Origin of the sequence: Lutibacter oricola (genome assembly GCF_900106565.1) — a bacterium.
GTDB classification, from domain to species: Bacteria; Bacteroidota; Bacteroidia; order Flavobacteriales; family Flavobacteriaceae; genus Lutibacter; species Lutibacter oricola.
Genome location: NZ_FNNJ01000009.1, coordinates 97820 through 110226, shown reverse-complemented (window position 1 = coordinate 110226; position 12407 = coordinate 97820). Strand labels below are relative to the sequence as shown.

General features: G+C 30.1%; 13 protein-coding genes. 5 read left to right on the top strand and 8 right to left on the bottom strand.

Annotated elements, in window-relative coordinates; genetic code table 11:
• Positions 1-179: 179 nt before the first annotated feature.
• From BLU40_RS14205 to BLU40_RS14195, 3 genes are all read left to right on the top strand, one after another.
• Positions 180-455, top strand: a complete 276-nt coding sequence (locus BLU40_RS14205; RefSeq protein ID WP_090124965.1) for a heavy-metal-associated domain-containing protein — start codon at positions 180-182, stop codon at positions 453-455.
• A 58-nt stretch (positions 456-513) separates the two neighbouring features.
• Positions 514-720 carry a YgaP family membrane protein gene (locus BLU40_RS14200; protein WP_090124962.1) on the top strand — a complete coding sequence of 69 codons (207 nt, stop codon included), beginning with the start codon at positions 514-516 and terminating at the stop codon, positions 718-720.
• Positions 721-831: 111 nt separating this feature from the next.
• Positions 832-2142, top strand: a complete 1311-nt coding sequence (locus BLU40_RS14195; protein ID WP_090124959.1) for an NAD(P)/FAD-dependent oxidoreductase — start codon at positions 832-834, stop codon at positions 2140-2142.
• A gap of 73 nt (positions 2143-2215) precedes the next feature.
• Here the strand turns inward: BLU40_RS14195 and BLU40_RS14190 are convergent, their stop codons facing one another.
• From BLU40_RS14190 to BLU40_RS14165, 6 genes are all read right to left on the bottom strand, one after another.
• A complete protein-coding gene (locus BLU40_RS14190) occupies positions 2216-4603 on the bottom strand; it encodes a TonB-dependent receptor (protein ID WP_090124956.1) in 2388 nt (795 codons plus the stop codon).
• A 207-nt stretch (positions 4604-4810) separates the two neighbouring features.
• Complete coding sequence (gene arfB, locus BLU40_RS14185) at positions 4811-5215, bottom strand: alternative ribosome rescue aminoacyl-tRNA hydrolase ArfB (RefSeq protein ID WP_090124953.1); 405 nt, start codon at positions 5213-5215, stop codon at positions 4811-4813.
• Between the two features lie 21 nt (positions 5216-5236).
• Positions 5237-5812, bottom strand: coding sequence for an AAA family ATPase (locus BLU40_RS14180; RefSeq protein ID WP_090124950.1), 576 nt, complete (start codon positions 5810-5812; stop codon positions 5237-5239).
• The gene (gene pnuC / locus BLU40_RS14175) at positions 5773-6405 is read right to left on the bottom strand and encodes a nicotinamide riboside transporter PnuC (RefSeq protein ID WP_090124947.1); all 633 of its coding nucleotides are present in this window, start codon (positions 6403-6405) and stop codon (positions 5773-5775) included. Before pnuC ends, BLU40_RS14180 begins: the two co-directional genes overlap by 40 nt.
• A gap of 3 nt (positions 6406-6408) precedes the next feature.
• Positions 6409-7116 (bottom strand): phosphoglycerol geranylgeranyltransferase, encoded by a 708-nt coding sequence (locus BLU40_RS14170; RefSeq protein ID WP_090124944.1) that lies wholly within the window; start codon positions 7114-7116, stop codon positions 6409-6411.
• Entirely contained in the window at positions 7109-7747 is a 639-nt protein-coding gene (locus BLU40_RS14165) for a 4'-phosphopantetheinyl transferase family protein (protein WP_090124941.1), read from the bottom strand. Before BLU40_RS14165 ends, BLU40_RS14170 begins: the two co-directional genes overlap by 8 nt.
• A gap of 86 nt (positions 7748-7833) precedes the next feature.
• On the opposite strand from BLU40_RS14165, the gene ahcY reads away from it, so the two are divergent.
• Positions 7834-9150, top strand: coding sequence for an adenosylhomocysteinase (ahcY, locus tag BLU40_RS14160; protein WP_090124938.1), 1317 nt, complete (start codon positions 7834-7836; stop codon positions 9148-9150).
• Between the two features lie 67 nt (positions 9151-9217).
• On the opposite strand, the gene BLU40_RS14155 is transcribed toward ahcY, so the two are convergent.
• Positions 9218-9643, bottom strand: a complete 426-nt coding sequence (locus BLU40_RS14155; RefSeq protein ID WP_090124935.1) for a hypothetical protein — start codon at positions 9641-9643, stop codon at positions 9218-9220.
• Between the two features lie 357 nt (positions 9644-10000).
• On the opposite strand from BLU40_RS14155, the gene BLU40_RS14150 reads away from it, so the two are divergent.
• Entirely contained in the window at positions 10001-10843 is an 843-nt protein-coding gene (locus tag BLU40_RS14150) for a DMT family transporter (RefSeq protein ID WP_245729955.1), read from the top strand.
• A 3-nt stretch (positions 10844-10846) separates the two neighbouring features.
• Here the strand turns inward: BLU40_RS14150 and BLU40_RS14145 are convergent, their stop codons facing one another.
• Positions 10847-12382, bottom strand: a complete 1536-nt coding sequence (locus BLU40_RS14145) for a YifB family Mg chelatase-like AAA ATPase (protein ID WP_090124932.1) — start codon at positions 12380-12382, stop codon at positions 10847-10849.
• Between the last annotated feature and the right edge of the window lie 25 nt (positions 12383-12407).

Sequence of the window (12407 nt, the reverse complement as noted above, 5' to 3'; positions counted from 1 at the left end):
TAAAAATATACCGTACAGTAATATGTCTTTTGGAACTGAACCAACAAGAATGGTAAAGTTTATGAGGTCGTGTTTTATAATTCAAATTTTCAATTTTTTTAAACTAAATTTGAAGGTGATGAAAATAGTTGTAAAGGGACACTCCTAAATACGACTATTAATATATAAAATTAGATATAATGAAACAAAATATAGAAATAGTAAACTTAAAATGTGGTGGTTGCGCCAATTCAATAAAAAAAGGAATATTGGGTATTGATGGAGTAAGTGTTGTTGATGTAGATTTAGAAACTTCAAAAGTATTGGTTGAAATTGATAATGAAGCAGTTTTAGAAGTAGTAAAACAAAAATTATCAAGTATGGGATATCCAGAAGTTGGTGATGCTAATACGGTAATACATAAAGCAAAATCATTTGTAAGTTGTGCAACAGGAAGAATGTCAACAGAAAAATAATTTTTTATTTTGAAAGTTTTTTTTGTAATTTAAAGTAGAATTTATCAATTAGAAAAAAATGAAAAAAAATGTAGGCGTTACAGATAGAATTATTAGAACCATTTTAGCTATTGGTGTTGGGTACTTTGCTTATTCCACAACATTTGAATCAAGTTGGTTGCCAATTGTATTGTATGTGTTTTCGGCAATTATGGTTTTAACAACATTTGCTGCAAGTTGTCCATTGTATAGTATTTTTAAAATGGATACGTGTAAGTACAATTAATAATTCTTTAAAAAATAGATTTAATCGTTTAATGTGATGTTTGTCACGTTAAACGATTTTTTTTTATATATTTTTCTCGCAGAAAAGTATAACTAACAAAAAATCAACTACATGTCAAAACATTTTCAAGTTCTAGTAATAGGAGGGGGAACCGCAGGAATTATGGTTTCTTCGATGCTTAAAAAGAAAAATTCTGAAATTGAAATTGGTTTAATAGAACCAGCAGAAACACATTATTATCAACCAGCTTGGACTTTAGTAGGGGCAAATACCTACAATTTTGAAAAAACAGGAAGACCAATGTCTTCATTAATTCCAAAGGGAGTAAGCTGGATTAAGGAGTTTGCAGAAACTTTTGAACCAGAATTAAACAAAGTAATTACCAAAAATGGGAATGAATTTACTTATGATTATTTAGTAGTTGTACCGGGTTTAAAAATTGCTCCAGAAATGGTAGAAGGTCTTCAAGAAGCTATGGATAAAGGTGTTGTTTGTAGTAATTACACCAATCCAAAACATACGTGGGAAACTTTAAAGAATTTTAAAGGAGGTACTGCCTTATTTACACAGCCTAACACGCCTATTAAATGTGGAGGAGCACCGCAAAAAATTATGTACTTAGCTGAAGATTATTTCAAGAAAAATGGATTGAGAGATAAAACAGATGTTGTTTTTGCGTTGCCTAGTGCTTCAATTTTTGGAGTTAAAATAATTGCAGATACTTTAATGGATGTGGTAGATAGGAAAGATATTAATGTGCGGTTTTTCCATAAGTTGGTAAAAGTTGATGCAGATAAGAAAATTGCTTGGTACGAAATTGATAAAGACTTATCTGCTGGAGGTTGTGTTACTTTAGCAGATGGAGATGAAGCTTCTTTAGATAGAGATATTCAATACAATTATAAAGATGTAAAGGTAACTAAAGATGGTGATAGGTATGGAGTTCATTTTGATATGATGCATTTGGCTCCACCACAATGTGCTCCAGATTTTGTAAGAAATTCTCCTTTGGCTGCAGAAACTGGTTGGGTAAGTGTAAATTCTAAAACTATGCAGCATACTAAATTTGACAATATTTTTAGTTTTGGAGATGTATCTAACTTACCAACGTCAAAAACTGGTGCTGCAATTAGAAAGCAAGTACCTGTTGCTGTTGCTAATATTTTAAAAATGGTAGAAGCTAAAACACTTTCAACAAAAGAGTATAGCGGTTACACATCTTGTCCGTTAGTTACTGGTTATGGAAAAATGGTTTTGGCAGAGTTTGATTATGAAAAGAATTTTATGCCAGATCCAAAATTAAAGCAATTCCCGATGTTGTTGAGTGATTCTTCAAAAGAACATTGGCGTTTATGGATGCTTAAAAAGTACGGCCTTCCGTATTTATATTGGAATAAAATGATGAAAGGAATTGAAGTTTAACAAAAAAAAGTTTTAAACAAAAAAGGCCGAGATTAAATCTCGACCTTTTTTGTTTTCATAAAAATTCTCCCAATTAAAATCTAAAAGTAGCTCCAACTAAAAAGTTTCTAGTGGCTTGTGGATAATAACCAGCACCATCAATAGTTGTTACTTGAGTAGCTGAAGACCAAGTATCATCATAAGTATAATAATATCCGTTTGAAATATATCTTTCGTTAAATATATTGTTAATTAATGCATTTAAAGTGATAGATTTAAATAATTTGTTGGGAATAATTTTATAAGTAATATTTAAGTCATTTACAAAATATGCTCTCAATAAATCAGTGTTCGAAACAGCTCCACTTAAATTACTCATTTGTTGTTGTCCAACAAATTTAGAAAGTAAAGAAAACTGCAAATTATCTGTAGGTATAATAGTAAAAGCATTTCCAAAAACTAGTTCAGGAGAGAACGATAAATCGGTAGTACCTAAATTAGTAAGAACTCCATTAATAGGAGCAAAAAAATCTACATTTTTATTGCTGCTTATTGCAATGTTTGGTTGAATTATTAGATCATTTCCTATTTTAAATAAAGCATCAACCTCTAATCCTAAACGGTAACTTTTACCACTAGTTGCTCTAATAGGCGCTCCAACATCATCTAAAGCTCCAGTTAATACTAACTGATCTTTATAATGCATATAATATGCATTTGTGTTTATTTGTACGTTATCATTTTTATATCTCCAACCTAATTCAAAGTCATCTAATTTTTCAGCTTTATCCACACCGTTTTCAAAATCGTTTCTGTTAGGTTCTCTATGCGCTTTAGCATACGAAGCATAAAAACTACTTAAATCACTAGCCTTAAAAGTTACACCGGCTTTTGGGTTGAAGAATGAAAAATCTTTATCAACATCAATAAGATCTTTATCAGAAGTTAATCCACCAGTATTGTAGTTTATAAACCTTCCTTGAATATCTGTAAATAACGTCCATTTATCACTTAATTCATAAGTAAGTTTTCCAAAAATATTAGCATCTGTTTTTTTAGAATCACTTTCATAGTATCTACCATCTATTGATGAGTTGCTAGGGTATTCTGCCCAAATAACTTCTCCAAAATGGTCACCAGAATAATCGCTAATTGACCCTCCAAATATAAATTCTACTTTATTCTTCTTGTAGGTTGCATTTAGGTTTGCAACATAAAAATCGTTATCTAACCAACGTCTTCTAATTAAATCAGTTTCGTCAATTGTTTCACCATCAATAGTAACAGGTGCTATGTTGTAAAAAGAAAAATCTTCACCTTCTTTAAATTGTTCAAAGTAACCTTTTCCTTTTGTATAATTTAAGCCAATATTGGTAGACCAGTTATCACTTAATTTTTGATTCCAGTGTAATTGAAAATGATTTTGTTTATAGTTGTCAATTTCATTTTTATAAGTGTATGGGTTGTGAGTTCTTCCTAAAGTTTCCATTTCATCTTTAGTAACACCATACCAAGCTTGGTACGTTTTTTCGTGACCACCAAAAGCTAATGCTTTAATTAATGTATTATCATCTACATAAGCGGCTTGTAAAAAGTACGATTTCAAATCACTCCAAGCTCTATCAATATAACCATCAGAGTCAATTTTAGAAACACGACCAGAAATTTCAATATGATCCTTAATTTTTCCAGTACTAAATTTAATAGTGTTTTTAAAGGTGTTGTATGATCCAACAGCACTACTAATTTCTCCGTAAGCTTCTTCAGAAACAGCATCGGTTAACAAGTTTAAACTAGCACCAAAAGCACCAGAACCATTTGTTGAAGTACCAACACCACGTTGCAATTGTAAATTTTCTACTGAAGATGTAAAATCTGGCATATTTACCCAAAATGTACCTTGGCTTTCAGCATCGTTATAAGGTATTCCGTTAATAGTAACATTTACTCTAGAAGCATCACTACCTCTTACTCTAATTCCAGTATAACCAACACCAGCACCAGCATCAGAAGTGGTAACTACAGAAGGTAAATAGTTTACTAAAATAGGAATGTCTTGACCTAAGTTACGTTTTGCTAATTCTTTTTTAGAAACATTACTGTGTGTAACTGGAGAAGTAGCTTTTACCCGAACCGCAGATACTAGCACTTCATCTAGTTTTAAAAAACTGTTAGATAAATCAATAGTTATTGAAGTGTTTTTTGTTAAGTTAACCTTAACTTCTTTAGGTTCACTTAAGGCGCTAACTACTAAAGTGTAAGTTCCTTTTTTAAGTTTTAGACTAAAGTTTCCGTTTAAGTCTGTTGAAGTTCCTTTTTTGGTTCCTTTAATAACAATACTTGCTCCAGGAATAGTTTCCTGTTTGTCTACCACTTTTCCAGAAATGGTAAATTTTTCTTGTGCATTTGCAATGGTTGCAATAAGTAAAAAAGCTACTAATAACTTTGCTTTTTGAATTTTTGGTTTTAAAAATTGTTTCATTTTTTTAAATAAAACGATTTAAAAAGAGGTAATTAATCGATGATTTGAATAATTAACTGTTCGCCACTAAACACACTTTGTGTTTAGTTTTTCCCTTAACAGCATTACCTGTTCAGGTTCATTGGGTTTGATCTCAGCCGTTATCGGCACCCCTTTTGAGACGTTGCAATATTACAAATAAAATTTAAAATAAAACAACAAGAATTTTTATTCTATTGTAGGCTTTTTTCGAAAAGCCTTTTTCGACCCTTGTTTTTTCTTGTTATCTAAACGTTTTTTTACACTAGATTTTGAAGGTTTTGTTGCTCTTCGTACTTTTTGTTTAGTTAAGCTTTTTTTAAGTAATTTAAACAAACGTTTAATTACAAGTTCTTTGTTTTTATGCTGACTTCTACTTTCTGAACAGGAAATAATTAACACATTTTCCTTAGATATTTTGTTTGCTATTTTAGATAAAACTATTTCTTTTTCTTCAGCAGTTAACCCAAAAGAAGTTTCAACATTAAAACTTAATTCAACCTTAGATGAAACTTTATTAACGTGTTGTCCTCCAGCTCCGCTACTTCTAACAGCCTTAAATTTTAATTCTTGTATTATTATTTCTGAATTCACTTTATGCTAATTTCAATAACTTTAATCAGATGCTGTTTGTTTTAATAATTTATCAATTTCTTTAGTCGCAATTTTTAGTCGTTCATCTAAACTTCCTTTTAATAAAATATAAGGTTTGTTATAGGTTTTTAAGGCTTGTTCAAAGGTTTTAAACATTTCTTTACGCTGATGTGGGTTTTCACGAATATCATCAGCTTCCCAAGGAGTATCAATATAGGTTAGCAAATATAAATCGTAATGATTTTCTAATGCAGCTTTTTTTAAGTTAGGATCAATAATTTTGTCATAATAATTTTCGAAATAAACAACAGTTTCTAATAAATCTGTATCACAAATTTGAAGTTTATCTGCCTTTTTTACTAGCTTATTTTCTAATTTTATTTGGCCATAAGCAATTGGAAGTTGATCGCTACCATCACATAATTCACGCTTATTATTCCATTTTTTTTGTAAGTATTCACGTGCATATTCTTGAACCCAAACAGTATTGTAATGGCGTGCTAATTTTCTAGAGATAGTAGTTTTACCAGTACTTTCTGGCCCAAATAAAACTACTTTTATAATGTTGGTTTGTTTTTGTCTAAGATCTTTTTCCATGAGATATAACCTGAAATTGCAATTACTGTAAATATAAGATATTGAAAACTAGTAAAGGTAAAACCTTTATAAAAATATAACGGTGCAGAAATAATATCTCCAATAATCCAAAAGGTCCAATTTTCTATTTTTCTTTTTGCCATTAGCCACATTCCAACAAAGAAAATTGCTGTAGTAATAGTGTCTACATAAGCTACCCAGCTAGTCCATTTATCGAAATATTTATAAACTAGAAATACAAATACTAGAGTGGCACTAAATATAAAAACTGATGCTGTTTTTTCTTTTTTTGTTGTTCTAGAAATAGGTGTGTTGTGAGACTCATCAACTTTTCTGGTCCAAATATACCAGCCGTAAACACTCATTATAAAATAATAAACGTTTATCATCATGTCACCAAGTAATTCCCATTTTAGCAATAAATAAACAAATATTGCAGTGCTTACCATACCCGAAGGAAACACCCAAATTTTGTTGTTTTTCGAAAACCAAACAGATAAAAATCCAAATATAACAGCTGTTATTTCTAGAAAAATATCGATGGATTCGTAATCGCTATATTGCCCAAATAATGTATGTATAAGTTCGTTCATATTTTAAATAATATTGTTTTCAAAAGCGGTTCCAATAACCACTAAATCGGCTCCGTTTTTATATGCATTTGTTAATTGAGTTTTTGTTCTAATTCCTCCACCAACAATTAATGGTATTTTAAGTTGTTTTTTTACTGCAGCTATAATAGCTGGGTTTACTACATTTTTTGCTCCACTTCCAGCTTCTAAATAAATTAATTGTTTGCCTTTATACATTCCTGCAACTGCTGTAGAAACTACTAGGTCAATATTTTTTTGTGAAATAGGTGTTGTTTTACTTACTTTTAAAACGGAAGAATTTGTACCGCCGTCAATTAATATATATCCTGTAGGAATTATTTCTAGCGTCGAGTTTTTTAAATAGGGTACAGCCTTTATTTGTTGTTCAATTAAATATTCTGGATTTCTGCCGGAAAGTAATGATAGAAACAATAAGCCATCAGCCTTGTTTGTTACTTGAGAATAATCTCCAGGAAATAAAACAATAGGAATATTGGTGTGTTTTTTTAATTCTTCAACAAAAAGATTTGTGATTCCTTTTTCTACAAAACTGCCGCCAACAAAAATAAAATTAGCGTTTATTTTTTTTATTCTTTCTGAAATTAGACCAGCTTCATCTAACGTACTTTTATCTGGGTCTAATAAAATTGCTAATAATTTTTTTTCTTTTTTTGAAGCTTCTTGTATGTTGGCTAAAATATTTTTAGTCATTAGATAATGGGTCTATAGCATACACTAGTGTAAAATTTTCAATTTGTTCAAAATAAATATCATATTTTTTATTCCAACCTTGGGTATGTATGCAGCCCGTTGTTTTTTGGTCTTTCATTTCAAAAGAGTTAATATCAATATCATTTTTAAAAGTTAGGCCACCGTGCGGATAAATTTTATATAAACTCTCTTTAGCACCCCAAATAACGGTTAACTGTTGAATATAATCATCGTCTTTATGAATAAAACCTTTTTCAAAATTGACAAATTTATGTTGAATGATTTTAATTTTTTCTCTATTTTTTTCAATGTCTATACCAACAATACTATCACTAATTATTAATGAAGAAAAGTTGAATGAATGTGTTATAGAAATATGCTTGCCATCTTTTAAATGTGGTTTACCGTTTTCATTATAATATAAATCAAAATCGGTATAACCTGCTTTAATAAGTAAATGACGAATGCTTAAAAAGCCACGTTGATGTAGTTCACTTTTCATTGATAGTAACCTATTTTTACTTCTTTCAGTTAATTCAATTTCTTCTGAAAGCTCACAAAAAGAGGCTTCAATTTTCCACACGTAAATTGTTGTGTGTTTGTTTGGTTTAATTGTTTTATATAAAGGCATTTATAATATCAAAGGTATTTTGTACTTTTGCAAAACTTTAAAACAAATTTAGACTTGTTTTAAATAACATTACAAATTTAATAAATATGAGTTCAGAAACATCAACTTACGTAAAATATAAGGTAAAAGACATCAATCTTGCAGATTGGGGGCGAAAAGAAATTGAGTTAGCCGAAGCAGAAATGCCAGGTTTAATGAGTTTAAGAGAAGAGTATAAAGGTAAAAAGCCTTTAGCTGGTGCAAGAATTGCTGGTTGTTTGCATATGACTATTCAAACAGCGGTTTTAATTGAAACTTTGGTTGATTTAGGTGCTGAGGTAACTTGGAGTTCTTGTAATATTTTTTCTACACAAGATCAAGCTGCTGCTGCTATTGCTGCTGCTGGAGTTTCAGTGTATGCTTGGAAAGATATGACTGAAGAAGAGTTTGACTGGTGTATTGAGCAAACGTTATTCTTTGGAGAAGATAAAAAACCTTTGAACTTAATTTTAGACGATGGTGGAGATTTAACTAATATGGTGTTAGATAAATACCCAGAATTGGCTGCTGGAATTAATGGTTTAAGTGAAGAAACTACAACTGGAGTTCACCGTTTATATGACAGAATGAAAGCTGGAACTTTACCAATGCCAGCAATTAATGTAAACGATTCTGTTACTAAATCTAAATTCGATAATAAATACGGATGTAGAGAAAGTGCTGTAGATGCAATTAGAAGAGCAACAGACATTATGTTAGCAGGTAAAAGGGTTATTGTTTGTGGTTATGGAGATGTTGGTAAAGGAACCGCTGCTTCATTTAAAGGAACTGGAGCAATTGTAACAATTACTGAAATTGATCCAATTTGTGCTTTACAAGCTGCAATGGATGGTTTTGAAGTAAAACGTTTAGAGAATGTTGTTGAAAAAGCCGATATTGTAATTACAACTACAGGAAATAAAGATATTGTGCAGTCTAAGCATTTTGAAAAAATGAAAGACAAAACTATAGTTTGTAACATTGGTCATTTTGATAATGAAATTGATATGGCTTGGTTAAACAAAAATTATGGTAATACCAAAGTTGAAATTAAACCTCAGGTTGATAAATATACTATTGGTGAAAATGAAATTCTTGTTTTAGCTGAAGGTCGTTTAGTAAACCTTGGTTGTGCAACAGGTCATCCAAGTTTTGTAATGAGTAATTCATTTACAAACCAAACATTGGCACAATTAGAGCTTTGGAATAATAGAGATGCTTATAAAAATGAAGTTTATATGTTACCAAAACATTTAGATGAAAAAGTAGCTCGTTTACATTTGGCTAAAATTGGAGTTGAGTTAGAAACGTTGCGTGAAGACCAAGCTGATTATATTGGTGTAAAGGTTGAAGGACCTTTTAAACCAGAATATTACAGATATTAAACTAAAATAGTTTTATAAAAAAGCCTAGTAAATTTTTACTAGGCTTTTTTATTTGAATATGTTTTTATTAATTAATTATATTTTTATTTATAAATGGAGTATTAAACTTAGTTGATTTATGAATAATTATAAAATCATCTAAATTTTTAATACCTTTTTTTGAGATAGCTTTAATTAAAGGCTGTAAATCATTATTATGAATTACAACAGCATAATTTATTTTAAGATCATTTGTATTGCTGTCAATTTCTTTTACAGTTTTGCTTAATTCTAAAACAACACTTCGAGAGAAGTAACTGTAAATTAAATATTCCTTTTTATCTTGTTTAGATTTAAAAGCTTTATAATAACCTTTATAGGAGAAATTATCAATATCGACTTGTATTTCGTGAGTATCGAAATTTATAAAGTCTTGATTTTTAAGTGTAAATGTTTGGGCTTTTGTATATGTACATACAAATAATAGCACCCCTAATAGAGTTGTCTTTTTCATAGTTTCTTTTTATAGCAAATTTGGTGCCAAATAAACAATTTTTTCAAACAAAAAACTAGTGAGATATTAGGGAAAAGTAATACTTTTTTAATTAAAAAAAACCACTCAGCGCTGAGTGGTTTTTTTAGATTGCAATTTCCCATAATTAACAATACTGTACTTTTCTTTTTCTTATACAAACTTACGTCTAGTTTAGTTTAAATTGTAGGGGGTATTTACTGAAAATATAAGGGTAAATAACCCCTTTTTAATTTTCCTAATCTTGAATTTTTTAAATATTGTAACATAGTATTAGAAATTTAAGTTTTATTAATGTTATTTTGCTAATTATTTTAACATATTGATTAAGGGTTTTTTATGAATAGTTCAAAAGCAATTTTTTACATGATATTTAGTGTTATAGCATTTGCACTAATGAATGCCGTTGTAAAATATTTAAATAATTTTAGCGCTTATCAAATTGTTTTTTTTAGATCTATTGGTACATTGTTTTTTACAGTTCCTTTAATAGTAAAAAATAAAATTCCAATTTTAGGTAATGATAGAAAAAGACTATTGCTTAGAGGTTTTTTAGGAGTAGTTTCTTTAACTTGTTTTTTTCAATCTTTAAATTATTTAGCACTAGGTACTGCTGTTTCTTTAAGATATACTTCTCCAATTTTTGCAGCAATTTTTGCATTAATATTTTTGAAAGAAAAAATTAAACCTATACAATGGTTCTTGTTTTTAATTGCATTTATAGGTGTTTTAATTATCAAAGGTTTTGGAGGAGATGTAAATACTTTGGGATTGTTGCTAGTAATTTTATCTGCAATTTTTTTGGGTTTAATTTTTGTGTTAATTCGAAAAATTGGGGATTCAGAACATCCATTAGTAATTATTAACTATTTTATGGTTATGGCATTTATTTTTGGAGGAATAATGTCTATTAGTAATTGGAAGACCCCAAATTTGTTAGAGTTACTACTGTTGCTAAGTTTGGGTATTTTTGGTTATGTGGGTCAATTATATTTAACAAAAGCATTTCAATCTCACGAAACTAATGTAATTGCTCCATTAAAATATTTAGAAGTTGTTTTCACAATTCTTATTGGCGCTTTCTGGTTTAGCGAAATTTATAATTTATGGACCCTTTTTGGTATTCTATTAATTATGTTTGGCTTAATTTATAATGTTTATTTAAAAAGAAAGAATAGTTAGTAGTTACCCTAGCCAACCTTCTCTATCTAAACTTCTGTATTGTATGGCTTCAGCAATATGGTTTGTAGAAATTTCGTTAACACCTTCTAAATCTGCAATAGTTCTACTTACTTTTAATATTCTATCATAAGCTCTTGCAGATAGGTTTAAGCGTTCCATTGCATTTTTAAGTAATGTTTTACTATCCTCATTTAATTCGCAAAATTTCTTTATTTGTTTTACACTCATTTGTGCGTTGTAGTGTGTGTTTTTTAATTCGGAAAATCTCTTAGTTTGAATTTCTCGTGCTTTAGTTACACGCTCTCTAATATTTTTACTTGGTTCGGCTTCTGTTTTTTCAGATAGTTTTTCAAAAGGAACAGGATTTACTTCAATATGAATATCTATTCGATCTAATAATGGACCAGATATTTTACTAAGGTAACGTTGCATTTCTGCTGGCGATGAAGTTACAGGAGCATCAGGATCGTTAAAATAGCCGCTAGGGCTTGGATTCATACTTGCAACTAGCATAAAACTACTTGGATAGGTTACAGTAAATCTAGCTCTAGATATGGTAACTTCTCTGTCTTCTAGTGGTTGACGCATTACTTCTAAAACCGTTCGTTTAAATTCTGGCAATTCATCTAAAAATAAAACACCGTTATGAGATAGTGAAATTTCACCTGGTTGAGGGTATTGACCACCACCAACAAGTGCAACATCAGAAATAGTATGGTGTGGCGATCTAAAAGGTCTATGATTCATTAAACCAGTGTCCTTCACCTTTCCAACAACAGAGTGTATTTTTGTTGTTTCTAAGGCTTCTTGGAGGGTCATTGGCGGTAATATAGATGGTAATCGTTTACTTAACATTGTTTTTCCGCTTCCTGGTGGGCCAATTAAAATAATATTATGTCCGCCAGCAGCAGCAATTTCCATAGATCGTTTTACGGATTCTTGTCCTTTTACATCACAAAAATCAAATTCAGGGTTATCTAACGATTTGTAAAACTCAGCACGGGTATCTATAACGGTTGGTTTTAGATCGCTTTTGTTATCAAAAAAATTAATGGCTTCTGTAATATTTTCAATTCCAAAAACATTTAAGTCGTTTACAATAGCAGCTTCTTTAGCATTTTGTTTTGGAAGTATAAAACCTTTGAAACCTTCTTCCCTAGCTTTTATGGCAATTGGTAGTGCACCTTTTATTGGTTGTAAACTTCCGTCTAAAGAGAGTTCACCCATAATTAAGTATTCACTAACTTTTTCAGACTTAATTTGATTAGAAGCGGCTAAAATACCAATAGCAAGAGGTAAGTCGTACGCAGATCCTTCTTTACGCAAGTCGGCAGGAGCCATATTGATGGTGATTTTTTTGCCAGGTAATTTATATTTGTTGTTGTTTAGTGCAGCCGAAATACGATAACTACTTTCTTTTACTGCATTGTCGGGTAGTCCAACTAAATGATATCCAATACCTTTGTCTATATTTACTTCAACAGTAATAGTAGTGGCTTCAACGCCAAAAACGGCGCTTCCATATATTTTTACAAGCATAGCAATTTATTTTTTGATAAATGTA

Bases quoted from the DNA above. Each gene is read 5' to 3' on its own strand.
- BLU40_RS14195 (WP_090124959.1), top strand. From the start codon at position 832: ATGTCAAAACATTTTCAAGTTCTAGTAATAGGAGGGGGAACCGCAGGA.
- BLU40_RS14180 (WP_090124950.1), bottom strand. From the start codon at position 5,812: ATGGAAAAAGATCTTAGACAAAAACAAACCAACATTATAAAAGTAGTT.
- BLU40_RS14145 (WP_090124932.1), bottom strand. From the start codon at position 12,382: ATGCTTGTAAAAATATATGGAAGCGCCGTTTTTGGCGTTGAAGCCACT.
- BLU40_RS14150 (WP_245729955.1), top strand. From the start codon at position 10,001: ATGAATAGTTCAAAAGCAATTTTTTACATGATATTTAGTGTTATAGCA.
- BLU40_RS14165 (WP_090124941.1), bottom strand. From the start codon at position 7,747: ATGCCTTTATATAAAACAATTAAACCAAACAAACACACAACAATTTAC.
- BLU40_RS14170 (WP_090124944.1), bottom strand. From the start codon at position 7,116: ATGACTAAAAATATTTTAGCCAACATACAAGAAGCTTCAAAAAAAGAA.
- BLU40_RS14155 (WP_090124935.1), bottom strand. From the start codon at position 9,643: ATGAAAAAGACAACTCTATTAGGGGTGCTATTATTTGTATGTACATAT.
- BLU40_RS14205 (WP_090124965.1), top strand. From the start codon at position 180: ATGAAACAAAATATAGAAATAGTAAACTTAAAATGTGGTGGTTGCGCC.
- BLU40_RS14200 (WP_090124962.1), top strand. From the start codon at position 514: ATGAAAAAAAATGTAGGCGTTACAGATAGAATTATTAGAACCATTTTA.
- BLU40_RS14190 (WP_090124956.1), bottom strand. From the start codon at position 4,603: ATGAAACAATTTTTAAAACCAAAAATTCAAAAAGCAAAGTTATTAGTA.
- ahcY (WP_090124938.1), top strand. From the start codon at position 7,834: ATGAGTTCAGAAACATCAACTTACGTAAAATATAAGGTAAAAGACATC.
- pnuC (WP_090124947.1), bottom strand. From the start codon at position 6,405: ATGAACGAACTTATACATACATTATTTGGGCAATATAGCGATTACGAA.